The following is a 26065-nucleotide window of genomic DNA, read 5'->3' on the forward strand; positions in this document are numbered from 1 at the left end:
ACCGCGGCCGCCACGGCGGCGGGCATCGGCCGCTCGAACGGCGCCCGCCCCTCGGCCGCCGCGTACAGGGCGGCGCCCAGCGACCACAGGTCGGAGGCGGGGCCGGCGGCCTGCTGGTTGAGGCGTTCGGGCGCCATGTAGCCGAGCGAGCCGCCGGCCGGGCCGCCGCCGTCCTGGCCGTACAGGGGCACCGCGATCCCGAAGTCGGTGAGCATGGCCGAGCCGTCGGCGTCGAGCAGGATGTTGGCCGGTTTGACGTCGTGATGCAGGATGCCGTGCATGTGCGCCGTCTCCAGCGCCGACAGCACCCGCAGCCCGATCCGGGCCACCTCGTGCGGCGGCAGCGGCCCGTCCGCCTTGATGACCTTGTCCAGCGAGCGGCCGGTGACCAGGTCCATGATGATCCAGGGCTGGTCGCCGTCGAGCACCACGTCGTGCACGAGCACGATGGCGGGGTCGCGCAGCCGCCCGGCCGAGCGGGCCTCGTGGATGGCCCGGCCGGTGAACGCCGTGCGCTCCTGCGGGGTGAGGCCGGCCGGCACGCGCACCTGCTTGACCGCCACCTGCCGGTCGAGCACCCGGTCGACGGCCCGCCACACGGTGCCGGCGCCGCCCTCGCCGAGCCGCTCGGTGAGGAGGTAGCGGCCGGCGAGCAGGTAGGGCTCAGCCCGCACGGCGCAGCGCCCCCTCGACCGCCCGCGCCGCCGTGAGCGCGTTCCGCTGGATCTCCTCGTCGCTCAGCCGGTCTCCCAGGGTCGTGTAGTGGGCCCGTACGACGAGGTTGGCGAGCCGGTAGTAGACGTAGGCGGAGTGCGTCAGCTTCGTCGGGCCCTGCAGCTCATGGGCGAACGCCTCCTCCCCCAGGCCGCTGACGGCGCGGACCGGCGTGCTCGTCGCGCTGAGACGTCTGTCGGCCCCGATCTCGGGCCAGGACCAGTCGACCTGCTTGCCGGCGAGCTTGCCGTAGTAGCGCTTCTGGTTCTCGAACAGCGTGTGCGCCGTGGCCGGCGTCATGGACCACGGGTCGGGGGTGTCGGAGTCTCTCTGCACCTGCAGGCTCAGCCCCTGCTGCTGCTCCTTGGCCGGCCATGCGCAGGTCGGGCCCTCCCCGTTGGAGCCGGGGCGCCCCTTGGGCGGACTCTGCACGCGCAGGATGCGGCCGACCTCCTCCTGCGTCAGCAGGGAGCACACGTCCATCGGCAGGACGAACGCCTCGGGCACCCCGTCGTCCTGGCCGCGTACCACGACCAGCGTGACCGCGGCCGCGACGGCGACGAGCGCCGCGGCGGCCGCCGCCCACAGCCAGGACCGCCCGCGTCTTCTGATCCTGCCCGGCACCGTGGCGTCGTGGTGCGGGAGCTGGGGGGCCTGGCCGGCGGCGACCTGCCTGAGCGCGTTGCGGGCGCTCCAGGCGTCGGGCCGGGCGACCGGGTGGCGTGCCGTCATGGCCGCCACGACCTCGCCGACCGGGCCGGAGGCGCGCGGCGGCGGCACGGTGAGCGTGGCGGTGATCCGTTCGCCCGGCGCGCCGTCGTACATCGGCCGGCCCTCCACCGCGACGTACAGCGTCGCCCCGAGCGACCACACGTCGCTGGCCGGGCCGCCGGGGTCGCCTTCCAGCCGCTCCGGCGCGATGAACCCGGGCGAGCCGATCATGACGCCCTGCTCGGTGAGGGCGGCCTGGCCCTCCTGCCGGGCGATGCCGAAGTCGGTGAGCACCACGCGGCCGCCGTCGGTGAGGAACACGTTCCCCGGCTTGACGTCGCGGTGCTGCAACCCCTGCGCGTGGGCGGCGGACAGCGCCTCCAGCACGTCGGCGCCGATGCGCGCCGCGTGCTCCTGCGGCATCGGCCCGTGCCGCTGGACGACCTCGCCGAGCGTGCTGCCGCGCAGCAGCTCCATGACGAGCCAGGGCCGGTCGTACTCGACGATGACGTCGTGCAGCGCCACGATGCCGGGGTGGCGCAGCCGCGCGGTGGCCTGGGCCTCGCGTACGGCGCGCGTGACGAGCTCGGCCCGCTCCGCGGGCGGCAGGCCCTCGGGCAGGGTGAGCTCCTTGACCGCCACCTCACGGTCGAGCATCTCGTCCCTGGCCAGCCACACCCGCCCCATGCCGCCGCTGCCGAGCGGCCGTACCAGGGCATAGCGGTCGGCGAGTCTTCCTTCGCCGGACATAAACGGAAGAGTAACGAAGTCTGCAAGAGACCGGATATCGGTCCGCGACGCCCGACTGTCGGTCGGGGTCTCTATGGTCTTGGTCGTGGACGCGGTTCAAGGCACTCTCGACGAGCTCGGCACTCCGCTGAGTGACGTCACGTTCGTCGTGTTCGACCTGGAGACGACCGGCGGCTCACCGGCCGAGCACGCGATCACCGAGATCGGCGCCGTCAAGGTGCGGGCCGGCGAGGTGCTCGGCGAGTTCTCCACGCTGGTCGATCCCGGAGGGCCGATCCCGCCGTTCATCTCCGTGCTGACCGGCATCACCGACGCCATGGTGGTGGCGGCTCCGCGCATCGAGGCGGTGCTGCCGAGCTTCCTGGAGTTCATCCGCGGCACCACGCTGGTGGCGCACAACGCGGGTTTCGACACCCGGTTCGTCAAGGCGGCCTGCGCCGCGCACGGCTATCCGCCGCCGGCCAACCCGGTCGTCGACACCGTCGACCTGGCCCGCCGGGTGCTGACCCGCGACGAGACGCCCAACGCCAAGCTGGGCACGCTGGCGAGGTTCTTCCGCAGCCCGGCCGAGCCGTGCCACCGCGCCCTGCAGGACGCCAGGGCCACCGTCCACGTGCTCCACGGGCTGATCGAGCGGGCCGGCTCGTTCCAGGTGCACACGCTGGAGGAGCTCAAGTCGTTCGTCCGCGCTCCCACACCCGAGCAGCAGCGCAAGCGCCACCTGGCCGAGTCGGTGCCCCACGCCCCCGGTGTCTACCTCTTCGAGGACGAGCGGGGCGAGGTCCTCTACATCGGCAAGTCCACCAACCTGCGCAACCGCGTCCGCTCCTACTTCACGGCCGGCGAGACCCGCCCGCGCATCCGCGAGATGATCGGCATCGCCGAGCGGGTCCGCCACATCGTCTGCGCGACCGCCCTGGAGGCCGAGGTGCGCGAGCTGCGGCTCATCGGCGGCGCCAAACCCCGCTACAACCGCCGTTCCCGCTTCCCCGAGCGGGTCGTCTGGCTGAAGCTCACCCAGGAGCCGTTCCCCCGCCTGTCGATCGTGCGCGAGCTCAAGGACGACGGGGCCGCCTACCTCGGCCCGTTCGGCAGCACCAGCGCCGCCGACGACGCCCGCATCGCGCTGCACGAGGCGGTGCCGCTGCGCCAGTGCACCCAGCCCATCAGCCTGCGCACCCGCCGCGCGGCCTGCGTGCTGCACGAGATGGGCCGCTGCGGCGCCCCGTGCGAGGGCAAGGAGAGCCCCGCCGACTACGCCGTCCACGCGGCCAACGCCCGCCGCGCCATGACCGACGACGCCTCCCCGGTCCTCGCCGCCGTGACGGCCCGGATGGAGCGCCTGTCCCTGGAGCAGCGCTACGAGGAGGCGAGCGTCGACCGCGACCGGCTGGCGGCGTTCGTCCGCACGGCGGCCCGCATGCAGCGGCTGTCCGCCATCACCCGCATCCCCCAGCTCGTCGCGGCCAGCCCGGCGTTCGACGGCGGCTGGGACATCCACGTCGTCCGCTACGGGCGGCTGGCCGCCGCGGGGGTCATGCCGCGCGGGGCCCATCCCACGCCGTTCGTCGAGTCGCTGGTCGCCACGGCCGAGGCGGTCATCCCCGGGCCGGGGCCCGTCCACGCGGCCAGCGCCGAGGAGACCGAGTGCATCCTGCGGTGGCTGGAGTCGCCGGGGGTGCGGCTGGTGGAGGTCGACGGCGAGTGGAGCCTGCCCGCCCACGGGGCTGCCCGCCACAAGGCGCGCATCGACCTCGCCTACCGGCCCCTCGTCGCGCCCCGCTCCCGCGAAGGCCGCCCCCTGACCTGACACCCCCTCCCGGCCCGCGCTGGCCGCCGCCGGCTGGCGGCTCCCGCCGGAACCCACGACGAGCTGCCGGCGGGCGACGCCGGCCACCGCCGCCTGCCTGCCGGTCAGGTGGAGGGCGTGGACTGACGGGCGCGATGGCGGCGTACCGCGTCCCGGTTGGCGCACGGGTGGGAGCAGTAGCGCTGCCGTGCGGTGCGTGAGGTGTCCGCGAAGATCGTCTCGCAACCGGCGGCGGCGCACCGTCCGAGCCGGTCCATGCCCCGGCTGACGAGGTGCATCGCGGTGCCCACGGAGATCAGCGCGAACAGCACCGCGCCGAGCGGCTGCAGGTCGTCGCGATAGTGCAGGTGCCACCCATGAGCGTGGTCGGTCAGCCGGGGGTAGGCGGCCGACCGGGCCAGCATCTCGTTGACCAGCTTGGCCTTCTCGCGCTCCCCCGTGGCGTCGACGACGTTCGTCCAGGCGTCGATGACGGCGAGGGTCTGGTCGAGGTCCGACGGTTCGACGGGGCGCTCCAGCACCAGACCGGCCGTGCGGCAGCGGTCCGCGAGCTCGTCGGCGCTCGTCGGAGGGCGGTTCGCCAGGTCCGCGGCGAAGTTCACCACGTCGGCGCCGTAAGGGTTGAGGTGCACAAGCTCATTACATCAGCCTGTACGTCATGGCGCGAACAGCAACAGAGCACGATATTCCGGAACTCGTCCGCCTCCGGGCGCTGCTCTTCGACGACCTCGGCGGTGACTTCTTCAACCCGGCGAACTCCGTTGACGACTGGCGCGACGCGCTCGCCCGGGTTCTCAGGCGGAAGCTGACCGACCCCGACTGCCGGATCCTGGTCGTGGACGGCGGCACCGGCCTGGCCGCGTGCGGCATCGGCACGATCGAACAGTGGTTCCCCGGCCCTCACTCCCGCAACGGGAGGATCGGCCACGTCATCGGCGTGGTCACCGACCCGGCGTATCGGCGGCGTGGGCACAGCCGGGCGATCATGATCGGTCTGCTCGACTGGTTCCGCGACCGCGACGCCGTACGGGTCGACCTCACCGCCTCCCACGAGGCGGAGCCGCTCTACCGGCAGCTCGGCTTCGCCGACCACCCCGATCCCCTGCTGTGCTGGAAGCCGTGAGGACATCGCGATACCGCTGGGTCATCCTGGGTGTCGCGACCTTCACCCAGGCCGCGGCCGCGTTCTTCGTGCAGGGCATCGGCGCGATGAGTGTCCACCTGCGACGAGACCTGGAGCTGAACACGACCCAGCTCGGCCTGCTGCAGTCGGCGGCTCAGCTCCTTCCGCTGGCCGGACTGCTCGTGGCGGGACGACTGCTGGACCGCCACGACGAGCGCTGGGTCGTCGGGATCGGTGCTCTTGTGGTCGCCGTCGCGTTGGCCGCCGGCAGCGCGGTCCCGGGGTACGTCTCCTTGCTCGTCGTCCTGCTGGTCGCCGGTGCGGGGTACAGCACCGTTCAGCCGGGCGGCAGCAAGTCGGTGGCGTCCTGGTTCGACGCCTCGCAGCGTGGCCTGGCCATGGGTATCCGCCAGGCCGGACTCCCGCTCGGCGGCGTCCTCGCCGCCTGCGCACTTCCCTCACTCGCGACGGCCTACGGCTGGCGGTCGACGCTCGCGGCCGGCGCGCTCGTCGCGCTGTCGGGCGCCGTCGCCTTCATGGCCTTCTACCACCGTCCACCGGACCGGCGCCCCGTTGCGACCACGTCCCGCGTGCGGCCGGCCCTGCTCCGCGAACCGTACATGAAGAAGATCATCTTGTCCGGCGCCAGTATGGTGTCGGTGCACAGCGGCGTGGGCGTGCTCACCGTGCTGTACCTGCACGAGGTGACGGCCATGGACCCCGCCTCGGCGGCCTTGGTGTACGTCGCGGTCCAGTGCGCGGGCGCGCTGGGCCGGGTCTGCCTGGCGGCCTGGAGCGACCGGCACGGAGCCGGCCGCTACGCCTGCGTCCTGACCTGCCTGGCCGCCGTGATCATCGGGATGGCGGTGTTGACGACCCCCATCGGCCGGTCTCCCGTCGCGGCCTGCCTGCTCTTCGTCTGGCTCGGCTTCTTCGGAATCGGCTGGTACGGCCCCTGGGTCGCCTACGCCGCCGAATCGGCGCCGCCGGACCACACCGGATTCGCCCTCGGCCTGGCCATGGCCGTCAACCAGGTGGCGGTCGTTCTGGCGCCACCCGTCCTCGGCCTGCTCACGGACCTTACCGGCAGCTTCGCGCCCGCCTGGGCCCTGCTCGCCGCGCTGACCGCCGCCGCCATGACGCTGACGGCCCGGCTGTGACCGGTCCGGACGGCAGGTGGTCCTTGGCCGCCGGCGAGGACGCCGGCGACCGCCGGAGACTAGGGCTTGGCAGGCGACGGCGCGCCCTGGTGATGTCGCAACCGCGCTTCCGGGAAGCGGCTCGACGGCCCCTTGAGCAGTGACGGTGACCGTCCCCGGAGATGCGCGTCGAAGAAGGCGAGCGAGTAGGCGTTGATGATGTCGTGTCCCCGCTGGGGGTCGAGCGTCCCGTTCAGGCCCAGCTGCCCTGTGAGGGGGGAGAACAGCGGGGCGTCGGTGAAGTCGGCGTGGAACAACCCGGGGACCTCCACGTAGTAGCCGGCGCCCGGCAGGCGTCCGTACACGTCGGTCATGGTGTCGATGGTCCCGGAGATCTCCTCCTCCGGCCACCCGCCGCCGCGCTCCCGTTCGAGACGGAAGGTCGCGGCATCGCGGGTCATGAACATGACCGGCTGCCGCAGGCCCGCCCGGACGACGTTGGCCGTCATCTGGACGTCCATGATGAAGCACGCCTTGATGCGCTGGTCGTTCGCGCACGCCTCGGCGGCGGTCGCGCCACCGAGGGAGATCCCGAAGACGCCGGCGCGCTCGAGGTCGAGGCGGCCGGTCAGGATGCCGTGGGGGTCGGCCTCGTTCAGCGTGGCGAGCCGATCGAGCGCGAAGCCGACGTCCTGCGCGAAGTACGGGATGATCCCGTCGGGAAGCGCCTTTCCACGAAGGGCCGGCGCGTCGGGCCGCGGCGTCCAGCTCTGGCTGATCAGCGGGTAGATCTCGTCCCTGGACCATGCCGGGATCTGCCGCCCGTCGGGGAAGCGCGTCATGGCGGCGGCGCCCGGCTGGTCGAGCCCGACGACCACATAGCCGTGCGAGACGAGCTCCTGGATCTGGAAGGTGCTCGCGGCGCGGAACCCGTGCAGCCCGGTGAGGGAGATGAGCACCGGGTAGCGGGGGCGGCCGGCCGCCATCCGGGCGGATGCGACGGCGTTGCCGGTCACGTGTCCGAGTTGGCTGAAGGCGAGCTCGGGCAGGCCGAACAGGCGCGCGATCGCCGGCGCCACCGCCTCGGCGTCCTCGATGTAGGGGGCGCGCGGCGCTGACGGCCGAGGCTCGGCGGGATACCAGATCTGCGCCATGAGCTCCCGTCGATCATCGGGGGCGTTCGTGAACAGCTCAGGGCGGCTCGAGTCCACCCAGTGGTAGGTCGTGGTGCCGACCGCGTACGGCCCGGTCGGCTCGGGAAAACGGAACACGGGCATCACCGTTGCCAGGAGGACGGAGGCGAGGGCCGCCAGCACACCCAGGCCGGCGCCTGAGCCGGCGACCAGCCGGTTGCCGCGCACGGCGCTCGGTCGCACGGTGCGGGCCAGCCAGACCAGCGGGAGGATCGCGGACAGCACGTAGGCGGGGACCATCTGCCAGCGCGGGCTCTCGACGAGAACCTGCGTGACCGCGAGCAGCGGCGCGACGGGAACCGCGAAGCCCGTCAGGCGCGACGCGCGCAGCCGGGGAATCGCCACGGTCGTCAGCGCCAGCAGGTTGACCGCCGACAGAAGGATCTCCAGGGGTCGCATCAGACGCTCCTCACGTCGTGGCCGCCACCGGCCGCACGGGCGCGGTCCAGGATTCCGCCGAGCGCGGTGCCGAGGATCCGGTCGAACTCCTCCACGGACCCGAAGCCGGCCTGCAGGGGTGCGAGAGCCGCCATCGTCGGGTACGTGGTGGCGTCGATCGCGGGCATGGCGCCGCCCCCGCCGGATCCGCCGCTGAGGACCGCCATCAGGTAGCCGTTGAGAAAGCCGAACAGCGTCATCGGCGCGTCGGCGACCACCTGGTCGGGCAGGCCCGCCTCCCGCATCGCGGTGACCAGCCGTTCCAGGGCGGCGAGGGCCACCGGTGAGGTCTGGGCGCGCGTGGCCAGCAGCGGGAACACCTGAGGGTGCCGGTAGGCCGTCTCGCGGTAGGCGTGCGCCGTCCGGCTGGCGATCTCCTGCCAGCCGTGTGACGCGTCGTGCGCGGCGGGCGCCACCTCGGCGAGCACGGCCTCAGAGATCGCGTCCAGCAGTGCCGCCTTGCCCTTGATGTGGTGGTAGATCGACATCGGGTCGACTCCGAGTTCGTCCGCGAGTCGCCGCACCCCGAAGCGCTCCAGGCCGTCGCGGTCGACGAGCGCGACGGCGGCGGCCGCGATGCGCTCGCGGTCGAGCCCCGCCGAGGTGCCCTGGGTCCGTCTGGCCACATCCGCTCCTCTCTGCCGTCAAACCTACGTCGTAGGATAACAGACGAAATCTACAACGTAGGTTTCTCGGTCGGCCGCGGTGCCGGAGATGTCTCGCCCGTCGAGTGGAGGGACCCACTGGGCGCTGTCCCTTGAGATGTGCAACCATGGCTACAGTAACTATGGTTACTGTATGGAGGCTGACGTGGAGGAGACGTTGACGGGCGCGACCGGGCAATGGGTGCTGCTGGCGTATCGCATCCCGCGCCAGCCCTCGACGCTGCGGATCACGATCTGGCGCAAGCTGGACCGGCTCGGTGTGGCGCGGCTGGGTGACGGGCTGGTCGCGTTGCCCGCCGACGCCCGGACCCGGGAGCAGATCGACTGGATCGCCGAGGAGATCGGCGAGATGGGCGGCAGCTCCACCGTGTGGCTCGCCGCCGCCGGCAGCGCCGCGCAGGAGAAGGCGATCGCCGCCGAGATGCGGACCGCCCGGGCCGCCGAATACCGGGCAGTGCTGGAGCAGGCCGAGGCGGCGGCCCGAGGGCGACCGGGCGAGCGCAGTCGCGCTGTGAAACGGCTGCAGGCCGAGCTGCGCAGGATCGGCCGGCGCGACCACTTCCCGCCCGCCGAGCGTGAGGCCGCGCAGCGCGCGGTGCGGGCGCTGGCCGACACCGGCTCCGGCGCCGACACCGATGCGAGGGAGGTCGCGCGATGAGATGGGCCACGCGGGCCGGCGTGCACATCGACCGGGCGGCATGTGCCTGGCTGATCCGGCGGCACCTCGATCCCGAGCCGGAGTTCGTGTTCGTCGACGACCCCGCGGCGGTGCCCGCGGACGCGACGCCGTTCGACATGCGCGGGGCCGAGTTGTCCCATCACGGCGGCGACTGCAGCTTCGAGACGATCCTGCGCCGCTACGAGCTCGACGACCCGGTGCTGTGGAAGCTGGCCGAGATCGTGCACGAGGCCGACATCGACGACGAGCGCTTCGACGCACCCGAGGCGCCCGGCGTGGACGTGATCCTGCGCGGACTGTCCATGATCTGCGACGACGCCCGGGTGCTGGAGATCACCGGGCCGGTCTTCGACGGCCTGTACGAGTTCCACCGGCGCGCCCTCCTGCTGGGGCGGGAACCGGCGTGAGCAGCGCGGCCGGCCCGTTGCCGACCTCTCACGCGCTGCGCGGACCTCCCCTCCGGCGGATCTCCCGGTCCGTCCGCCTGCCTATATCGCCCTCTGAGAGGCCGTCATGACGATCGAAGCCACCCGGGATGTGATCCCGTTCCGCCAAGCCGTACGGGCCTGGTTCCTGATCTCGCTGCAGACCTTCGGCGGCCCGGCCGGGCAGATCGCCGTCATGCAGCGCACCCTGGTGGAGGAGAAACGCTGGATCGGCCAGCAGCGCTTCAACCACGCGCTCAACTACTGCATGCTGCTGCCCGGACCGGAGGCCCAGCAGCTCGCCATCTATGTCGGCTGGCTGCTGAACGGCACCCGCGGCGGACTGGTGGCCGGCACCCTGTTCGTCCTGCCCGGCATGCTGGCGTTGCTGGCCCTGTCGGCGGTCTACATCCTGTGGCAGGACACCACGGTCGTGACCGCGCTGTTCGCGGGCATCGCCCCGGCCGTGCTCGCGATCGTCGCCCAGGCCGTCATCCGGGTCGCCAGGCGCTCGCTCACCCACCCCTTCTTCGTCGCGCTGGCCGTGGCCGCCTTCGCCGCGCTCGCGCTGTTCGCCGTACCGTTCCCGATCGTGGTCGCCGCCGCGGCGCTCGCCGGCCGGCTGGTCCACCGGCTGGCCCCGCACGTCTTCAAGGCGGGCAACGGGCACGGCGGCGACGGCGGCCCGGCACCGCTGATCCCCGACGACGCCCTGCACCACGCCCAGCCGAGCCGGCGGTCGGCGGGCAGGATCCTGGCCGTCGGGCTGGTCGTCTGGTGGGTGCCGGTCGCCGCGGTGGCGCTCCTCCTCGGCACCGACAGCGTGTTCACCGCCCAAGGCCTGTTCTTCTCCGGCACCGCGCTGGTCACCTTCGGCGGCGCCTACGCCGTGCTGGCCTTCGTCGCCCAGCGTGCCGTGGAGGTGTACGGCTGGCTGACACCGGGAGAGATGGTCCGCGGACTCGCGTTGGCCGAGACCACCCCCGGACCGCTCATCATGGTGGTGCAGTTCGTCGCCTTCCTCGGCGCCTACCGCGACCCCGGCGCGCTGACCCCGTGGGCCGGGGCGCTGCTGGGGGCGCTGCTGACGACCTGGGTCACGTTCGTGCCGTGCTTCCTGTTCATCTTCCTCGGCGCCCCCTACGTGGAGAAGCTGCGGCACAACACCGCCATCAGCGCCGCGCTCACCGGCATCACCGCCTCCGTGGTGGGCGTCATCGCCAACCTGGCGTTCTACTTCGCGGAGCACACCCTGTTCGGGCGGACCTTCACCTGGGCGTGGGGCCCGTTCACCGTGCAGGTCCCCGAACTCGGCAAGGTCGACCCGGTCGCCCTGGTCATCACGGTGGCCGCGCTGGTCATGACGTTCGCGCTGAAGTGGCCGATGCTGCGCGTCCTCGGGATCTGCGCGCTGCTCGGCGTCGGCACGGTGCTCCTGCCCGGGTAGCGGCCACCGGCCCGGCGCAGGTCCACCTGCCCCGGCCTGGCCCGGCCTGGGCGGGCTCGCCGCGTCCGGCCTCCGGCGAGAGGCCGGACGCGGGCGTGACCCGCTAGAGTTGGGCCATGGTCACGGCTATCGTTCACATCAACGCCGAGGTGGACCGGATCCCGGAGGTCGCCCAGACGATCGCCGAGATCGCCGGGGTCAGCGAGGTCTACTCCATCACCGGCGAGTACGACCTGCTGGCCATGGTCCGGGTCGCCGCCTACGAGGAGATCGCCGAGGTCGTCCCGGGCCGCATCAACAAGGTCGCCGGCGTGCTGCACACCGAGACCCACATCGCCTTCCGCGCCTACTCCCGCCACGACCTCGACGCGGCGTTCTCGATCGGCTTCACCGAGGCCGACTGACTCCGTCCGTCCGCCACCCTCCGAGCGCATCACCGCGCACGCCGTCCGCACGCCGCGCGCTGTCCACACGCGTCCGCACGCCGTCCGCACGCCGCAGGCCGTCCGCGACCGCAGGCTCCGGCCGGCCCTGGCCACGCTGAGCAGAGCCGAGCCGAGCCGAGCTGAGCGCTCAGGATCTGGAAGGCCCAGCGCTACACCTGAGGCTCCACGCGCGGGCATGCCGACCGTGGACAAGACCCGGAAAAGCCCGAGGCCCGGACGGAGAGATCCGTCCGGGCCCCGGGGCCGATCTGTTCGACGTCAGCGCGTCAGCGACCGGTCCTCGTCGTCCGAGCCCGAGCCGATGGCGGCGGGCTCCTCCTCGTGACCGTGGCCGTGGCCGTCGCCGTGCGGCTCCTCGAGCGCGATCTTCTCGCCGCCGTACGCCTGCGACATGCGGGCGCGCAGCTTGCCGACCGGACCGCGCATGCCCTTCGGCGGGATGCCGGAGCGGTCCTCCTCGACCGGCAGCATGGGCACCGGCTTCTTGCCGCGCACGTGCGCCTCGATGTCGTCCGCCGGAGCGGTGTGGACCTCGATGAACTCACCGTGCGGCAGCCGCTTGATGACACCCGACTCGACACCGTGCGAGATGACCGCCGCGTCGGAACGCTGCAGGCCGAGGCAGATGCGGTAGGTGATCATGTAGGCGATCGCCGGGCCGACGAAGACCAGGACGCGGCCGGCGTAGGTGGTCCAGTTGAGGTTGATCTGGAAGAACGCCGACAGCTCGTCGTTGGCGCCGAGCAGCCACAGCACACCGTAGAAGGTGATGCCGGCCATGCCGATCGAGGTGCGGTGCGGGTTGTTGCGCGGGCGGTCCACGACGTGGTGCTCGCGGCGGTCGCCCGTCACCCACTGTTCGAGGAACGGGTAGAGCGCCAGCCCCGTCATGATGATGCCCATCGGCACCAGCGCCGGGACGATCACGCTCATCGGCAGCGTGCCCGCGTGGGCCGTGCCGAACATGTTGATCTCCCAGGCCGGCATGAGCCGCAGCGAGCCTTCGAGGAAGCCCATGTACCAGTCGGGCTGCGAGCCGGCCGACACGTCGGCCGGCGTGTAGGGACCGAAGATCCAGATCGGGTTGATCTGGGTGAAGGTCGCCAGGCCCGCGATGACCGCGAACGTGAACAGGAAGTACGCGCCCGCCTTGGCCATGAAGGCCGGGTAGAACGGGGCGCCCACCACGTTCTTGTCGGTGCGGCCCTTGCCGGGCATCTGGGTGTGCTTCTGCACCCACATGAGGACCATGTGGGCCGAGATCAGCGCGAGCAGGATGCCCGGGATGAGCAGGATGTGCAGCGAGTAGAACCGGGAGATGACATCGTGCCCCGGGAACTCCCCGCCGAACAGGAAGAAGGTGATGTACGTGCCGACCAGCGGCAGCGAGATCGCCACGCCCTCGGTGATCCGCAGACCGGCGCCGGACAGCAGGTCGTCGGGCAGCGAGTAGCCGGTCAGACCCTCGGCGAGCGCCAGCGTCAGCAGCAGCACACCGATGATCCAGTTGAGCTCGCGCGGCTTGCGGTAGGCGCCGGTGAAGAACACCCGCAGCATGTGCACGGTCATGCCGGCCACGAACAGCAGGGCCGCCCAGTGGTGCATCTGCCGCATGAGCAGGCCACCGCGCACCTCGAAGCTGATCTCCAGCGACGAGGCGTACGCCTCGGACATCATGACGCCCTTGAGCGGCGCGTACGGGCCGTCGTAGGGGACCTCCATCATGCTGGGCTTGAACCAGAGCGTCAGGAACGTGCCGGTCAGCAGCAGGATGATGAACGAGTAGAGGGCGATCTCACCGAGCAGGAACGACCAGTGGTCGGGGAAGACCTTGCGCAGGTTGCGCTTGAGGAAGTTGCCCGCACCGATGCGGTCGTCGAGGTACGACGACGGGCCGGCGATGGCCTTGGGAACCGTTGTCAGCTCGCTCATGCCTGGCCTCCCTTGGACCTGGCCTCGGCCTCAGCGTCGCCGCGCTCCCAGTAGCTGGGACCGACGGGCACGTTGAAGTCGCCCTGCGCGATCAGGTAGCCCTGGTCGTCGACCGTGATCGGCAGCTGCGGCAGCGGCCTGGCGGCGGGGCCGAAGATGACCTTGGCGCCGTCGGCCGCGTCGAACGTCGACTGGTGGCAGGGGCAGAGGATGTGGTGGGTGGTCTGCTCGTACAGGGCCGCCGGGCAGCCCACGTGGGTGCAGATCTTGGAGTAGGCCACGATGCCGTCGTGCGTCCAGTTCTTGTTCGTGCCCGACTTGATCTCCTCGGGACGGAACTTGATCAGGATCAGCGTGGCCTTGGCGAGGGCGGTGAGGTCGTGCTCGTAACCCTCGGGCACGACCGACAGGATGCCGCCCGGCGAGTTGAAGTCGGCGGCGCGGATCGGCTGGCCGGTGCCCTCGACCACGAGGCGCAGCGGCTTGCCCTCCTTGTTCTTCTCGCCCCAGACGGTGTGGCGCAGCGTCTCGTTGAACTTGGAGGCCGGCATCTTGGAGTTGTCGAGGTCGCGCAGCAGCACGATCGGCAGCAGGCCGAGCGGTGCCGCGGCCAGCAGCATCGTGCGGCGCAGCAGCGGCCGCTTGACGAACCCGCTCTCGTTGGCGCCCTGGACGAAGGTGTCGGCGACGACCTCACGGGTGTCGTCGTCGGAGGCCATCGCGTGGCGCTCCTGGATCAGCGAGTACTTCGGCATGATCTGGCGGACCCAGACCACGATGCCGATCGCCAGTGCCAGCAGCGCGAGGGTCAGCGTCCCGCCGAGCGCGAAGTTGGAGGCTCCGGTCGCCTCCAGGCTGCCGACCTGGAACACCACGTAGGAGATGATGAAGGCGATGGCCGCGAGGAACGTGACCGTGAAGCAGAGCGCCACGATCTTCTCGGCCTTGCGCGCCTTCTGCTCGTCCTGGAACGTCACGCCGGAGGTCTCGGAGGTCGTGGCCTCGTGCGGTTGCGCGGACTCCCCGTCGCCGAGCAGCGAGGTGCCCGCCGCGGGGGTGCCGATCACGCGCTTGGGAACGCGCTCGTCGACCTGCTCGTTCTCGTGCTCGTTGTCTGTCATGACTTCTGTCGCTTCTTCGCGGTGATCCAGATGGCGGCAAGGGCGAGAGCGCTGATGCCCACGACCCAGCCTACGAGGCCCTCGGTCACGGGGCCGATCCGCCCCAGTCCGAAGCCTCCCGGGTCCTTCTGCTCGCGGACCTGGGTGATGTAGGCGATCATGTCGCGCTTCTCTTCGGGGGTGATCGTCGTGTCGTTGAACACCGGCATGGCCTGCGGGCCGGTCACCATCGCCTCGTAGATCTGCTCGGGCGTGGCCTCGTTGAGGTTGGGGGCGTACTTGCCCCGGGTCAGCGCGCCACCGGCGCCCGCCCAGTTGTGGCACTGGATGCAGTTGGCGCGGAAGAGCTGGCCACCCTTGCCGGCGTCACCCTTGGCGGGGTCGACCTGGTCCTTGGTGGGCACCGCCGGGCCTCCGCCGAGCGACTGCACGTAGGCCGAGAGCTGCCTGATCTTCTCCGGCGTGACCCAGCCGGCCATCGGCTTGCGCGGCATCTGCGCGCCCGGGTTGGCGGCCGGCATGCGGCCCGTGCTCACCTGGAAGTCGACCGCGGCCGCGCCCACGCCGATCAGCGTGGGACCCGTCAAGGTGCCCTCCGCGTTCAGGCCGTGGCAGCTGGCGCAGTGAACCTGGAACAGGCTCTTGCCGGCCGCGACGTCGTCGACCTTGCCGGACGCGAGGGCCGCGTCGGCGGGCTTGCTCGCCTGCACGAAGGCGGCATATACCATCCCGACCAGCGCCAACGCCAAAATCAGGACGGCGTATCTCGCGAGGGGATGCCGCCGCCACGCGGTGGTCCTAATCACAGAGATCCCGTTCCTTAACGAATGATGTAGATGGTCGCGAAAAGACCGATCCAGACGACGTCGACGAAGTGCCAGTAGTAGGACACGACGATCGCGCTGGTGGCCTGCTCATGCGTGAAGCGCTTCGCGGCGTACGTGCGTCCCAGCATGAACAGGAACGCGATCAGGCCACCGGTCACGTGCAGGCCGTGGAAGCCCGTCGTCAGGTAGAACACCGAGGTGTAGGCGTTAGCGGACAGGGTCGCGCCCTCGCTCGCCAGCTCCATGTACTCGTACAGCTGACCGGCGACGAAGACGGCGCCCATCAGGAAGCTGACGATGTACCAGAAGCGCAGCTTGCCGACCTGCCCCTTCTCCGCGGCCCACACGCCGAGCTGGCACGTCACACTCGACAGCACCAGGATGATCGTGTTGACCGTCGCGAACGGGATGTTCAGGTGAGCGGCATGCTCGGAGGAGGCACCCTCACGCAGCATTGCGGGGCCCCACTCGAAGCCGTTGCCAATGCTCACCGACCGGATGGTGAAGTACATCGCGAACAGCGCCGCGAAGAACATGAGCTCAGAGGACAGCCACACGATCGTCCCCACGCTGACCAGGTTGGGTCTGCGGGACGAGTGTGCTGTCGTCGTCGAAGTTATTGCGGATGCTGTCGCCACGGGCAGCATTATTGCGGCTCCAGTGGTCGGTCCGGCGCACGACCCCCCGTTAGCGGGCGGCGACGGCGCGGCGACCTGCGATAATCGGGATGAAAGCCCTGCTGGGGACGGCGGCCTGGGACTCCACGCCACCGCACCGGTACGATCCCAGTTGACCATACCGCTTCGACCGATAGTGAGCGCGACCGTGAGCACCGACGACACGATGAGGGTCCTCGTCTACAGCGACGACGCCGCCACCCGCGAGGAGGTACGGCTGGCCCTCGGCCGGCGCCCGGCGGCCGACGTCCCGCTCGTGGAGATCGTCGAATGCGCCACCGAGCCCAAGGCGCACCAGTGGCTCGGCTCCGGCGAGATCGACGTGGCCGTGCTCGACGGCGAGACCCAGCCCGCCGGCGGCATGGGCGTGTGCCGGCAGGCCAAGGACGAGGTCTACGACTGCCCGCCGATCTGCCTGATCGTCGCCAGGCGCGACGACCGCTGGCTGGCCGAGTGGTCCAGGGCCGACGCCGTCGTGCCGCAGCCGCTGGAGCCGATGGTCCTGGCCGACACCGTCGCCGACCTCATGCGCCGCCGCTCCTCGACCCGACTCAACGCGAAGTAGGTGCCCTCCGTGGATGCCCGGACGACCTGGCCCGCCCTGCTGTCGGCGCTCCTCGCCGGCGAGCATCTCACCGCCGACGAGACCGCCTGGGCGATGCGGGAGATCATGTCCGGCTCCGCGACACCCGCGCAGATCGCCGGTTTCGCCATCGCGCTGCGCGCCAAGGGCGAGACCGTGGCCGAGGTGGTGGGCCTGGCCCGCACCATGCTGGAGCTGGCCACGCCGCTGAGCGTGGAGGGACCGGTCGTCGACGTGGTCGGCACCGGCGGCGACCGGGCGCACACGGTCAACGTCTCCACCATGGCGGCCATCGTCGCCGCGGCGGCGGGCGCGCGGGTGGTCAAGCACGGCAACCGGGCGGCCTCCTCCTCGTGCGGCGCCGCCGACGTCCTGGAGCACCTGGGCATCCGCCTCGACCTGACGCCCCAGCAGACGGCGCGCGTGGCGCGGGAGGCGGGCATCGCGTTCTGCTTCGCCCCCGTCTACCACCCGGCGCTGCGCTTCGCCGGCCCGCCGCGCAAGGAGATCGGCGTCCCGACGGTCTTCAACTTCCTCGGCCCGCTCACCAACCCGGCCCGCCCCGCCGCCCAGGCCATCGGCGTCTACGACGCCGCCATGCTGCCGGTCCTCGCGGGCGTGTTCGCCGAGCGGGGCGTGTCGGCGCTGGTCTTCCGCGGCGACGACGGCCTCGACGAGCTCACCATCGCCACCACCTCCACGGTGTGGACGGTCAGGGACGGCGCCGCCACGCAGACCGTCTTCGACCCGGCCGTGCTCGGCATCCCGCGCGCCGACGCCGGAGCCCTGCGCGGCGGCGACGTCGCCTTCAACGCCCAGGCGGTGCGCGACCTGCTGGCCGGCCGCACCGGGCCGGTGCGCGACGCGGTCCTGCTCAACGCCGCGGCCGCCCTGGTCGCTCTCGGCGGCCCGTCCGACGACCTCGACTCCGCCATGATCGACGCGTACGCGCGGGCGGTGCAGGCCGTCGACTCCGGCCGCGCCGCCGCCACCCTGGACCGCTGGGTCGAGGTCAGCAGCGCCGTCTCCTGACCCCGCCCGTCCAGAGGCGCTCCAGAAGCGCCCCTGGACGGCCGCACGCTCGCCGGAGGAAAACTCTTCCGACGCGACGCCGCGGAGGCCGCGAGAAGGCACCCAGGGCGCCCCCGCGCCGTCCGGCCACGGGACCGACCCCTGGAGCATTCCCGGCGCCGCGCGACCGCCTGGCCCGGGAGCACCCTCGCGCCACCCGACCGCCGGGCCCGGGAGCGCCCTGGCGCCGCGCGACCGCCGGGCCGGGAGCGCGCTCGGCGCCGCCCCGCCGGGCGGCCCGGGAGCGTCCCCGGCGCCGTCCGGCTCTGCGGGCCTCGGTCAGATGTCGAGCGGGAGCGTGGGGCCGTCCTTGGTGGAGCTCCACTGGAGCCACTGCTTCCAGCTCTCCTGCCAGTGCCCCCACCCGTTGGTCGGCTCCAGCTTGCGGGGCGTGCCCGTGATGATGATCGGGTCCCCGATGAGCGTGTTGTCGATGAACCACTTCGCGTTGGCCGGGCTGACGTTCACGCAGCCGTGGCTGACGTTGGAGTTGCCCTGCGAGCCCACCGACCAGGGCGCGCTGTGCACGTACTCGCCGCTGTTGGAGATCCGGACCGTGTTGTAGACGGTCAGCCGGTAGTAGCCGGCCTGGCCGGGGCCGATGCCGGGCGAGGTCATGATGGTGACGGGCTCGCGCGACATGGCCAGGTGCACGCCGGAGGTCGTGTAGTACTTCCAGACGCCGCCCTTGCCGGCGCTCATCGGCATGGAGCGGACCCTCTTTCCGTCGCGGACGACGTGCAGCACGTGCTCCTGGGTGCTGCCCTTGGTGATCTGCGAGCGGCCGATTTTGAAGTCGAGCGTCACGTCGCGCTTGCCGTACAGGCCCTCGCCGCCGCGCACGCCGGCCAGGCGTGCCTCCAGGCGGACCCGGGTGTGGGCGGGCCAGTACTCGTCCGGCCGGAAGTCCACGTGCCGGTCGTCGAACCAGTGCCAGGCGCCGTGCACCGGCTTGGAGGTGCGCACGATGAGGTTGCGCTCGACGGAGACGCGGTCGGTGACGGGCTGGTCGAAGGCGATCATGATGGGCATGCCGACGCCGACGGTCAGGCCGGTGTAGTCCTTGCTCGGGGTCAGCTGCTCGATGTCGAAGGTCTTGGTCGCCTTCACGGTCGAGAACGTGCTGGTGGACCGCCTCTCCCTGCCGTCGGGGTTCACGGCGACCGAGGTGACCGTGTAGGTGGCGCCGGGCCGCGCGGTGCGGTTGCTGCGCCAGCGGGTGCGGTCGGCGCTGATCACGCCGGGCAGCTCGCCCTGCCTGCCGGTGACGCGGACGCTCTTCAGCGTCCCGCCCTGCGCGGAGACGACCACCGGCTCGTCCGTGGGGACGTTCCCGGCCCTGTCGAGAGGGGTGACCACCACCGCGACGTCCGGTGCGGCCTCCGGCGCGGCGGCCCGTTGCGGGGTCCGGGCCTCGGAGCACGCGACCAGCAGAGACAGGGCCAGCAGGCCGGCACAACCAACAGAGAGGCGCCCCACGAGTACTCCCCCGTCCCGTTCGGTCCCTTCGCCTGCCTATTACCCAGCGTGATGCATTCGTCACGGGCGAGGCATGTAAAGGGCGGCAAAAAGCGGGCGCCCTCCCCGGAGGGAGGACGCCCGCTCGGCAGCCGTGGGTCAGTGGGAGAAGTTGCCCCGGTAGTACTGGAACACGAACCCGATCATCGCCATGATCACCATGAACACGCCGATCAGGAACATCCACAGGCCGATCACGAAGCCGGCGAAGGCGAAGGCGGCGGCCAGGCAGAGGAACAGCGGCCACCAGCTGCTCGGGCTGAAGAAGCCGAGCTCACCGGCGCCGTCGCTGATCTCGGCCTGCTTGTCGTCCTCCGGCTGGTTGCCGATGCGCCGGGCCGTGAACATCAGGTAGTAGCCCACCATGAAGGCGAAGCCGACCGAGATGGCCATGGCCGTGGTGCCGACGGGCTCCCCGACGCCGGTCTCCGCCTTGGTCCAGAACCAGTAGGCGATGTCGACGGCGGCGAAGAACAGGCCGCACAGCAGGAACAGCCAACCCTGGACCTTCATCGGGCCTCGACCTCCTGGGCGGACTTGGCGGACACGTGCGGGTAGCGCATGTCGAACGCGGGGCGCTCGGACCGGATGCGCGGCAGCGAGGTGAAGTTGTGGCGCGGCGGCGGGCAGGAGGTCGCCCACTCGAGCGAGCCGCCGAAGCCCCACGGGTCGTCCACGGTGACCTTGGGCGCGGTGCGCCAGGTCTTCCAGACGTTGTAGAAGAACGGCAGCGTCGAGGCGCCGAGCACGAACGCGCCCACCGAGGAGATCATGTTGAGGTCGGTGAACCCGTCGATCGCGCTGTAGTCGGCGTAGCGGCGCGGGAAGCCCAGCACGCCCAGCCAGTGCTGCACCAGGAACGTGCTGTGGAAGCCGATGAACAGCAGCCAGAACTGGATCTTGCCGAGCCGGTCGTCGAGCATCTTGCCGGTGAACTTCGGCCACCAGAAGTAGAAGCCCGCGAACATCGCGAACACGACGGTGCCGAAGACCACGTAGTGGAAGTGGGCGACGACGAAGTAGGTGTCGCTGATGTGGAAGTCGAGCGGCGGCGAGGCCAGGATGACACCGGTGAGCCCGCCGAGGAGGAAGGTGACCAGGAAGCCGATCGAGTAGAGCATCGGCGACTCGAAGCTCAGGTGGCCCCGCCACATCGTGCCGATCCAGTTGAAGAACTTCACGCCCGTCGGCACCGCGATGAGGAACGTCATGAACGAGAAGAACGGCAGCAGGACCTGGCCGGTGGGGAACATGTGGTGCGCCCACACCGTGATGGAGAGGCCGGCGATGGAGATGGTCGCGCCGACGAGGCTGATGTAACCGAAGATCGGCTTACGGCTGAAGACCGGCAGGATCTCGGTGACGATGCCGAAGAACGGCAGCGCGATGATGTAGACCTCGGGATGGCCGAAGAACCAGAACAGGTGCTGCCACAGCATCGGCCCGCCGTTGTCCATGGCGAAGATCTGGGTGCCCAGCTTGCGGTCGGACTCCAGGGCGAGCAGCGCGGCGGCCAGCACCGGGAAGGCCATCAGCACGAGCATGCTGGTGAGCAGGATGTTCCAGGTGAAGATCGGCATCCGGAACATCGTCATGCCCGGCGCGCGCATGCAGATGATCGTGGTGATGAAGTTGACCGAGCCGAGGATCGTGCCCAGGCCCGACAGCGCCAGACCCATGATCCACAGGTCGGAGCCGATGCCGGGCGAGTAGATCGTGTTGGACAGCGGCGTGTAGGCGAACCAGCCGAACGAGGCCGCGCCGCCGGGGGTGAAGAAGCCCGCCACCGCGATGGTGCTGCCGAACAGGTAGAGCCAGTAGCTCACCATGTTGAGCCGGGGGAAGGCCACGTCGGGAGCGCCGATCTGCAGCGGCATCAGCTCGTTGGCGAAACCCGCGAACAGCGGCGTCGCGAACATCAGCAGCATGATCGTGCCGTGCATGGTGAACAGCTGGTTGAACTGCTCGTTGGTGGTGAGCTGCAGCTCGGGCTGCATCAGCTCGGCCCGCATCACCAGCGCCATGACGCCGCCGATGAGGAAGAAGGCGAACGACGTGATCAGGTAGAGGTGTCCAATGATCTTGTGATCGGTGGAGGACAGCCACTTCGCGATCACCCGGCCCTTGGGGGTGGGCCGGACGGTCGTCGTCACGAGGGGTGGTTCTTGGATGGCGGTCACTGGGCACTCCCAGTCTGGGTCGCGATGTAGCGGTCGAACTCGTCCTGCGTCACGAGCTTCACGTTGAAGAGCATGCGGCTGTGGTCGACGCCGCACAGCTCGGCGCAGCGGCCGGCGTAGACGTTCGGCTTGTTCAGCGTGGTGACCTGGAACTTACGGCCCTTGCTGGTCTCGGGGATGCCGGGGATGACGTCGCGCTTGAAGTTGAAGGCCGGGATCCAGAAGGAGTGGATGACGTCCGGCGACTCCAGGTCGAACTCCACCCGCTTGTTGACCGGCAGCACCAGCTGCGGGCCCTCGCGGTAGTCGCTGACCGGCTTGCCGACGACCGGCTGGAGGGTCTTGCCGTTGACCGTGGTCGTGAAGCGCCAGCTCCACTGGAACGCCTCGACCTTGACCTTCACGTCCGGGTTGGGGGGCAGCGCCTCCAGGGCCCGGCTGTCACGCGCGGTGAAGAAGAAGAACACCGACACCATGACGAGCGGGACGAGGGTGTAGAGCATCTCGATCGGCAGGTTGTAGCGCACCTGCGGCGGAAGCTCGGCCTTGGCCCGGCTCTTGCGGTGGAACAGGCACGCCCACACGATCAGGACGATGACGACGACGCCCGTGGCGAGCGCAGCGATCCAGGCCCCGTTCCAGAGGCTCGCGATCGTGTCGCTCTGCGAGGTGATGCCCTCCGGCAGGAGGCCACGAGACCAGTCGGCCTTGGGAATGTCATTAGCACACGCCGTAGCGGAGGCCAGCAGCAACGCCAAAACGGCGGCGCGCGGCACCCCGCGCCGGGCCAACGAACGCCGTGTCGAACGGCGAGTCGGACTCACGGATCGCCTACCCCACAGATAGAGCCCAAGAGCCACTCTTGGGCGCTCGTATTTCCATATGCACAGCTGATTGCAGACACATTAGCGTGCAGGGGCCTTGCCCTCCCGCGCGCCCCCTCGGTGCGCCGCCCGGCGCCGCGCCGCGAGCGCCCCGTCCCGGGTGGGACGATGGGACCCGTGGCGTACTTCGACGCGGCCTCCACCGAGCCGCTGCACCCCCAGGCGCGCGAGGCGCTCCTGACGGCGATCGACGCCGGCTGGGCCGACCCCGCGAGGCTCTACAACCAGGCCCGCCGCGCCCACCTGCTCCTGGAGCAGGCCCGCGCGGAGGTGGCCGAGGCGCTCGGCGCGCGGCCCGACGAGGTGGTGTTCGCCTCCTCGGGGACGCAGGCCGTGCATCTCGGCATGCTCGGCACCCTACACGGCAGGCGGAGGGCCGGGCGCCATCTGGTCGCGAGCGCGGTCGAGCATTCCAGCGTGCTGCACGCCGCGCAGGCGCACGAGCGCGACGGCGGCACCGCCGAGACGGTGGGGGTGAGCCTGACCGGGCGGGTCGATCTCGACGCCTTCACCGCCGCCGTGGCGCGGGAGGGTGTGGCGCTGGCGTGCCTGCAGACCGCCAACCACGAGGTGGGCACCCTGCAGCCGGTGGAGGAGGCGGCCGAGGCGTGCCGCCGGCACGGCGTGCCCCTGTTCGTGGACGCGGCGCAGACGGCGGGCCGGCTGCCGGTCCCGGCGGGCTGGTCGGTGCTGGCGGCCAGCGCCCACAAGTGGGGCGGACCGGCCGGGGTGGGGGTGCTGGCGGTGCGCAAGGGCACCCGGTTCCGGTCGTTCGTGCCCGAGGACGAGCGGGAGCGCCGCCGCGTCCCCGGCTTCGAGAACGTGCCCGCCGTCGTCGCGGCCGCCGCCGCGCTGAAGGCCGTGCGGGCCGAGGCCGAGGCCGAGGGCGCGCGCCTGTCGGCGCTGGTGGACCGGATCAGGGAGACGGTGCCGAAGATCGTGCCCGACGTGGAGGTGATCGGCGAGCCGGTCGAGCGGGCGCCGCACATCGTGACGTTCTCCTGCCTGTACGTCGACGGCGAGGCGCTGCTCACCGAGCTGGACAGGGCCGGCTTCGCCGTCTCGTCCGGAAGCTCGTGCACCGCTAGTACGCTTCGTCCATCGCACGTCCTGGAGGCGATGGGCGTGCTGACCCATGGGAATGTCCGGGTCTCGCTGCCCAGGGGCGCCTCTGCGGCGGAGGTCGACAGGTTTCTCGCCGTGCTGCCCGACGTGGTGCGCCGGATCCGCAAGGACGCAGGAGTCGCATGACCGACGTTACTCAGCCCGCACTGACGATCGACGCGCTCGGGAAGAAGTGCCCGATCCCGATCATCATGCTCGCCGAGCAGATCAACTTCGTGCCCCTCAACGCCGTGGTGGCCGTGCTGGCCGACGACCCGGCGGCCTACACCGACGTGCCGGCCTGGTGCCGGTTGAAGTCGCACCGCCACGTGGGCTCGTACGAGCTGCCGGAGGGCGGGTGGGCGATCCACGTACGACGGAACTACTGACGGGCGATATGTCGGACATGTGGCATCGTGTCCGATCTGGGTAAGGAGTCCTGCGGACCATCGCCGACCCTCGGGGAGGACAGACATGACCGCAGGACACCCGCACGAGACGGCGCGTGACGTCATGCACCCGGGCGCCATGTGCCTGCCGGAGCACGAGACCCTCGACCGGGCCGCCCAGATGATGCGCGACCACGGCGTCGGCGCCCTGCCCGTGTGCGGCCAGGACGACCGCATCATGGGCATCATCACCGACCGCGACATCGTGATCAAGTGTGTGGCCCAGGGGCACGACCCCACCTCGACACGCGCGGCCGACCTCGTCACCGGGCTGGTGTCGGTGACGCCCGACACCCCGATCCAGGAGGCGCTCGACCAGATGGAGCGGCACCAGATCAAGCGGCTGCCCGTCGTCGAGTCCGACCACGTCGTGGGCATGATCAGCGAGGCGGACCTGGCCAGGCACCTGCCCGACGACCAGCTCGCCGACTTCGTGCACCGCGTCTACGCGAAGAGCTGACCGATCAGGGCCGGCCCGGGCCGGGCCCGTGAGCGGACCGTCCCCGCCGCGCACCGGCGCAGGCGGGGACGCTCATGTCAGGGGCCGACCGGGCCGGGGGCCGCCGGTCAGGGGTGGTGGCAGCGGATGTGCGCGCCGACCTCTGCGGCGGCGCTCGCCCCGTACGCGGCGGCGAACCGCTCCAGGAAGACCTTCTGCCCCAGCTCGTACTCCTGGCCGCCGACGCGCTCCAGCACGTGGGTGGCGGTGAGGTTGCCGATCTGGCCGCAGCGCTCCAGCGACAGCCCCCACGCGAGCCCGGCGAGGAACCCGGCGCGGAAGGCGTCGCCGACGCCGGTGGGGTCGGCCTTGCCCAGCTCGGGGGCGGGCGCCACGTGGATGGGCGGCTCGCCGGCGCGATCGATGACGGCGCCCTTGGGACCGAGCGTGGTGACGCGGACGCCGACCCGGCCGAGGACCTCCTCGTCGGACCAGCCGGTCTTCTGCTCGATGAGCCCCTTCTCGTAGTCGTTGGAGAACAGGTAGGCGGCGCCGTCGACCAGCTCGCGGATCTGCTCGTCGGCCATGCGGGCGAGCTGCTGGGACGGGTCGGCGGCGAAGGGGATGCCGCGCTGGCGGCACTCGTCGGTGTGCCGCAGCATCGCGTCGGGGTCGTTGGGGCTGACGAGCACCAGGTCGAGGCCGCCCACGCGGTCGGCGACCGGCTGGAGCTCGATGAGCCGCGCCTCGGCCATCGCGCCGGTGTAGAAGGAGGCGATCTGGTTGTGGTGCTCGTCGGTCGTGCACAGGAAGCGGGCCGTGTGGTGGTGCTCCGAGACGTGGACGGACCCGCAGTCGACGCCGTGGCGCTCCAGCCAGGAGCGGTAGTCGGCGAAGTCGCCGCCCACCGCGCCGACGAGGATCGGCGCCAGGCCGAGACACCCCATCCCGAACGAGATGTTGGCCGCACACCCCCCGCGACGGATCTGCAGATCGTCGACCAGGAACGAGAGCGACACCCGGTCGAGCTGCTCGGCTATGAGCTGGTCGCCGAAGCTTCCTGGGAAGGTCATCAGTTGGTCTGTCGCGATGGAGCCGGTCACGGCGATGCGCACGGGATTCTTCTTCCTCGTTGTCAGCAAGCCAAATGGGCCCCACGAGAATACGCGAAGGTCCCGCGCGCACAAAGGCGGGCGGGACCGTGTGGCACCGTGAAGGTGACGACCTGTCAGACGCCTAGTTGAAGGAGTCGCCGCAGGCGCACGAACCGGTGGCGTTGGGGTTGTCGATGGTGAACCCCTGCTTCTCGATCGTGTCGACGAAGTCGATCGACGCGCCCATGAGGTAGGGGGCGCTCATCCTGTCGGTGACCACGCTGACGCCGTCGAAGTCCGACACCACGTCGCCGTCCATCGAACGGTCGTCGAAGAAGAGCTGGTAGCGCAGGCCGGAGCAGCCACCCGGCTGCACGGCCACGCGCAGCTGCAGGCCTTCCTCGCCCTGCTGCTCGAGCAGGCTCTTGACCTTGGCGGCGGCCGCGTCGGTCAGGATCAGGCCCTGCGCTGTGGTCTCGCTGCTCTCAACCGTCATCTGCTGACTCCCTAACCGGCTGTCTCTTTCTGACGTCCTACCTAGACGCTACCAACTCCCATCGGGTGCGTAACATTCCCCGCCCGCCTCACCCCGGAACGGAACACCGCGAACCGTGTGCCATCATGGGTATCGTCACTTAGACGATAA

27 protein-coding genes are annotated in these 26065 nt (G+C 70.8%); 12 read left to right on the top strand and 15 right to left on the bottom strand.

What is annotated here, in order from left to right:
* A partial coding sequence (locus CXR44_RS02275) for a serine/threonine-protein kinase (RefSeq protein WP_144069851.1) occupies positions 1–674 on the bottom strand: 674 nt, incomplete at its 3' end.
* A complete protein-coding gene (locus tag CXR44_RS02280) occupies positions 664–2175 on the bottom strand; it encodes a serine/threonine-protein kinase (protein WP_101783133.1) in 1512 nt (503 codons plus the stop codon). The genes CXR44_RS02275 and CXR44_RS02280, both read right to left, overlap by 11 nt.
* Positions 2176–2260: 85 nt before the next feature.
* Here CXR44_RS02280 and CXR44_RS02285 point away from each other — a divergent pair, with 85 nt between their 5' ends.
* Positions 2261–3985, top strand: a complete 1725-nt coding sequence (locus CXR44_RS02285; RefSeq protein WP_101783490.1) for a DEDD exonuclease domain-containing protein — start codon at positions 2261–2263, stop codon at positions 3983–3985.
* Between the two features lie 104 nt (positions 3986–4089).
* Here CXR44_RS02285 and CXR44_RS02290 read toward each other — a convergent pair whose 3' ends face one another.
* Entirely contained in the window at positions 4090–4617 is a 528-nt protein-coding gene (locus tag CXR44_RS02290; RefSeq protein WP_101783134.1) for a CGNR zinc finger domain-containing protein, read from the bottom strand.
* 26 nt (positions 4618–4643) lie between these two features.
* On the opposite strand from CXR44_RS02290, the gene CXR44_RS02295 reads away from it, so the two are divergent.
* Together CXR44_RS02295 and CXR44_RS02300 are read left to right on the top strand one after the other, a co-directional pair.
* Positions 4644–5108: a GNAT family N-acetyltransferase gene (locus tag CXR44_RS02295; protein ID WP_101783135.1), complete on the top strand. Its 465-nt coding sequence runs from the start codon at positions 4644–4646 to the stop codon at positions 5106–5108.
* Positions 5105–6268 (top strand): MFS transporter, encoded by a 1164-nt coding sequence (locus CXR44_RS02300; RefSeq protein WP_245898760.1) that lies wholly within the window; start codon positions 5105–5107, stop codon positions 6266–6268. Before CXR44_RS02295 ends, CXR44_RS02300 begins: the two co-directional genes overlap by 4 nt.
* A gap of 59 nt (positions 6269–6327) precedes the next feature.
* Here CXR44_RS02300 and CXR44_RS02305 read toward each other — a convergent pair whose 3' ends face one another.
* Positions 6328–7839 carry an alpha/beta hydrolase family protein gene (locus tag CXR44_RS02305; RefSeq protein ID WP_101783136.1) on the bottom strand — a complete coding sequence of 504 codons (1512 nt, stop codon included), beginning with the start codon at positions 7837–7839 and terminating at the stop codon, positions 6328–6330.
* Positions 7839–8504, bottom strand: coding sequence for a TetR/AcrR family transcriptional regulator (locus tag CXR44_RS02310; protein ID WP_101783137.1), 666 nt, complete (start codon positions 8502–8504; stop codon positions 7839–7841). Before CXR44_RS02310 ends, CXR44_RS02305 begins: the two co-directional genes overlap by 1 nt.
* 172 nt (positions 8505–8676) lie before the next feature.
* Between CXR44_RS02310 and CXR44_RS02315 the strand changes: the two genes are divergently transcribed.
* From CXR44_RS02315 to CXR44_RS02330, 4 genes are all read left to right on the top strand, one after another.
* Positions 8677–9201 (top strand): Chromate resistance protein ChrB, encoded by a 525-nt coding sequence (locus tag CXR44_RS02315; protein ID WP_101783138.1) that lies wholly within the window; start codon positions 8677–8679, stop codon positions 9199–9201.
* On the top strand, positions 9198–9629 hold the full coding sequence (locus tag CXR44_RS02320; RefSeq protein ID WP_101783139.1) for a chromate resistance protein ChrB domain-containing protein: 432 nt from the start codon (positions 9198–9200) through the stop codon (positions 9627–9629). Before CXR44_RS02315 ends, CXR44_RS02320 begins: the two co-directional genes overlap by 4 nt.
* Before the next feature lie 106 nt (positions 9630–9735).
* On the top strand, positions 9736–11094 hold the full coding sequence (chrA, locus tag CXR44_RS02325) for a chromate efflux transporter (RefSeq protein WP_101783140.1): 1359 nt from the start codon (positions 9736–9738) through the stop codon (positions 11092–11094).
* 116 nt (positions 11095–11210) lie between these two features.
* Positions 11211–11498, top strand: a complete 288-nt coding sequence (locus tag CXR44_RS02330) for an Lrp/AsnC family transcriptional regulator (RefSeq protein ID WP_101783141.1) — start codon at positions 11211–11213, stop codon at positions 11496–11498.
* A 300-nt stretch (positions 11499–11798) separates the two neighbouring features.
* Here CXR44_RS02330 and qcrB read toward each other — a convergent pair whose 3' ends face one another.
* From qcrB to ctaE, 4 genes are read right to left on the bottom strand one after another with little or no spacing between them, the layout of a single operon-like run.
* A complete protein-coding gene (gene qcrB, locus CXR44_RS02335) occupies positions 11799–13472 on the bottom strand; it encodes a cytochrome bc1 complex cytochrome b subunit (RefSeq protein ID WP_101783142.1) in 1674 nt (557 codons plus the stop codon).
* Positions 13469–14593, bottom strand: coding sequence for a cytochrome bc1 complex Rieske iron-sulfur subunit (gene qcrA / locus CXR44_RS02340; RefSeq protein ID WP_101783143.1), 1125 nt, complete (start codon positions 14591–14593; stop codon positions 13469–13471). Before qcrA ends, qcrB begins: the two co-directional genes overlap by 4 nt.
* The gene (qcrC, locus tag CXR44_RS02345; protein ID WP_180903149.1) at positions 14590–15399 is read right to left on the bottom strand and encodes a cytochrome bc1 complex diheme cytochrome c subunit; all 810 of its coding nucleotides are present in this window, start codon (positions 15397–15399) and stop codon (positions 14590–14592) included. Before qcrC ends, qcrA begins: the two co-directional genes overlap by 4 nt.
* A gap of 14 nt (positions 15400–15413) precedes the next feature.
* Positions 15414–16067, bottom strand: coding sequence for an aa3-type cytochrome oxidase subunit III (gene ctaE / locus CXR44_RS02350; protein ID WP_101783145.1), 654 nt, complete (start codon positions 16065–16067; stop codon positions 15414–15416).
* Between the two features lie 196 nt (positions 16068–16263).
* Between ctaE and CXR44_RS02355 the strand changes: the two genes are divergently transcribed.
* The gene (locus CXR44_RS02355) at positions 16264–16662 is read left to right on the top strand and encodes a response regulator transcription factor (protein WP_101783492.1); all 399 of its coding nucleotides are present in this window, start codon (positions 16264–16266) and stop codon (positions 16660–16662) included.
* Positions 16663–16671: 9 nt separating this feature from the next.
* A complete protein-coding gene (gene trpD / locus CXR44_RS02360; RefSeq protein ID WP_101783493.1) occupies positions 16672–17712 on the top strand; it encodes an anthranilate phosphoribosyltransferase in 1041 nt (346 codons plus the stop codon).
* Between the two features lie 318 nt (positions 17713–18030).
* On the opposite strand, the gene CXR44_RS02365 is transcribed toward trpD, so the two are convergent.
* The 4 genes from CXR44_RS02365 to ctaC form a co-directional block, all read right to left on the bottom strand.
* A complete protein-coding gene (locus CXR44_RS02365) occupies positions 18031–19230 on the bottom strand; it encodes a L,D-transpeptidase (protein WP_101783146.1) in 1200 nt (399 codons plus the stop codon).
* A gap of 138 nt (positions 19231–19368) precedes the next feature.
* Positions 19369–19782 carry a cytochrome c oxidase subunit 4 gene (locus CXR44_RS02370; RefSeq protein ID WP_101783147.1) on the bottom strand — a complete coding sequence of 138 codons (414 nt, stop codon included), beginning with the start codon at positions 19780–19782 and terminating at the stop codon, positions 19369–19371.
* On the bottom strand, positions 19779–21422 hold the full coding sequence (gene ctaD, locus CXR44_RS02375; protein ID WP_397022199.1) for an aa3-type cytochrome oxidase subunit I: 1644 nt from the start codon (positions 21420–21422) through the stop codon (positions 19779–19781). Before ctaD ends, CXR44_RS02370 begins: the two co-directional genes overlap by 4 nt.
* A 23-nt stretch (positions 21423–21445) precedes the next feature.
* Complete coding sequence (gene ctaC, locus CXR44_RS02380) at positions 21446–22309, bottom strand: aa3-type cytochrome oxidase subunit II (protein ID WP_449596163.1); 864 nt, start codon at positions 22307–22309, stop codon at positions 21446–21448.
* Positions 22310–22441: 132 nt separating this feature from the next.
* Between ctaC and CXR44_RS02385 the strand changes: the two genes are divergently transcribed.
* The 3 genes from CXR44_RS02385 (at position 22442) to CXR44_RS02395 (ending at position 24346) form a co-directional block, all read left to right on the top strand.
* Positions 22442–23584, top strand: coding sequence for a cysteine desulfurase family protein (locus tag CXR44_RS02385; RefSeq protein WP_219601638.1), 1143 nt, complete (start codon positions 22442–22444; stop codon positions 23582–23584).
* A complete protein-coding gene (locus CXR44_RS02390; protein ID WP_101783150.1) occupies positions 23581–23826 on the top strand; it encodes a sulfurtransferase TusA family protein in 246 nt (81 codons plus the stop codon). Before CXR44_RS02385 ends, CXR44_RS02390 begins: the two co-directional genes overlap by 4 nt.
* 85 nt (positions 23827–23911) lie before the next feature.
* Complete coding sequence (locus tag CXR44_RS02395) at positions 23912–24346, top strand: CBS domain-containing protein (RefSeq protein WP_101783151.1); 435 nt, start codon at positions 23912–23914, stop codon at positions 24344–24346.
* Between the two features lie 107 nt (positions 24347–24453).
* Here the strand turns inward: CXR44_RS02395 and CXR44_RS02400 are convergent, their stop codons facing one another.
* Both CXR44_RS02400 and erpA read right to left on the bottom strand, forming a co-directional pair.
* A complete protein-coding gene (locus CXR44_RS02400; protein ID WP_101783152.1) occupies positions 24454–25440 on the bottom strand; it encodes a carbohydrate kinase family protein in 987 nt (328 codons plus the stop codon).
* A 121-nt stretch (positions 25441–25561) separates the two neighbouring features.
* Positions 25562–25915 (bottom strand): iron-sulfur cluster insertion protein ErpA, encoded by a 354-nt coding sequence (erpA, locus tag CXR44_RS02405; protein WP_101783153.1) that lies wholly within the window; start codon positions 25913–25915, stop codon positions 25562–25564.
* Positions 25916–26065: the final 150 nt, after the last annotated feature.

The organism is Nonomuraea indica (assembly GCF_002850745.1).
GTDB classification, from domain to species: Bacteria; Actinomycetota; Actinomycetes; order Streptosporangiales; family Streptosporangiaceae; genus Nonomuraea; species Nonomuraea indica.